Origin of the sequence: Methylobacterium sp. WL103, from assembly GCF_008039885.1 — a bacterium.
Lineage (GTDB): Bacteria > Pseudomonadota > Alphaproteobacteria > Rhizobiales > Beijerinckiaceae > Methylobacterium > Methylobacterium cerastii.
In genome coordinates this window covers 1-918 of sequence record NZ_VRUX01001023.1, presented here as the reverse complement: position 1 = coordinate 918, position 918 = coordinate 1, and the positions used below count along the sequence as shown (strand labels likewise).

2 protein-coding genes are annotated in these 918 nt (G+C 73.1%); both read left to right on the top strand.

From position 1 onward, the window contains the following. On the top strand, positions 1-564 hold a 564-nt coding region (locus tag FV222_RS27495; RefSeq protein ID WP_147816301.1), incomplete at its 5' end, for a CoA pyrophosphatase. A 38-nt stretch (positions 565-602) separates the two neighbouring features. Continuing rightward, positions 603-860: a DUF6111 family protein gene (locus FV222_RS27490; RefSeq protein ID WP_147752731.1), complete on the top strand. Its 258-nt coding sequence runs from the start codon at positions 603-605 to the stop codon at positions 858-860. The last annotated feature ends 58 nt before the right edge of the window (positions 861-918 follow it).

Sequence of the window (918 nt, the reverse complement as noted above, 5' to 3'; positions counted from 1 at the left end):
GGCGACCACAGCCTGGAGCCCGACGGCAGCGCCGTAATCCCGCCGCCGCCGCACCGGCGGGCGGCCGTTCTGGTGCCGGTCGTCGCGCGCGAATCCGGCCTCGCGATCGTGCTGACGCAGCGCGCCGCCCACCTGCGCGACCATTCCGGCCAGGTCGCGCTGCCCGGCGGCAAGATCGACCCGACCGATGCAAGCCCGATGGCGGCGGCCCTGCGCGAGGCCGAGGAGGAGGTCGGCCTGTCGCCGCGTCACGTGCGGATGCTCGGCTACCTCGATCCCTACCTGTCGGGCACCGGCTTCCTGGTGGCGCCGGTGATCGGCCTCGTCGACCGGGAGGCGCGCCTCGCGCCGAACCCGGCCGAGGTGGACGCGATCTTCGAGGTCCCCCTGGCGGTGATCGCCGACCGGTCGCGCTACGAGCTGCGGATGCGGGTGTGGCAGGGCCGCGACCGGCGCTTCTACGCCCTGCCCTACGGCGAGCGCCTGATCTGGGGTGTGACGGCGGGCATCCTGCACAACCTCGCCGAACGGCTCGAATTCGGGCCATCGAAGTCCCACCTCTGAGCCGAGCGGGAATCGCCCGCGCCCATCGATCGGATGCCATGCTGCGTCGCCTCGTGGAGGAGTTCGGGCTCTTCCTGCTGCCCTTCGGGCTGTTCTTCACCTACCTGCTGCTCGTCGGCCGCAACCCGCTGCAGCGGGCGCACTGGGACGCCCAGGCCTTTCGCCTCGTCCTGGCCGGCTTGGCCGTGGTGATCGCCTCGCTTGTGGCCTCGGGCCTGTTCTCCGAGCGCCACGCCACCGGCTTCGTGCCGACCCACATGGAGAACGGCCGGCTGGTGCCAGGCGAGTTCCGCTGATGCGGCGCCTCGACCCCGACGGCCCGGCGCGGCTGCTCGCCCGGCCCGAGGTCCGCGC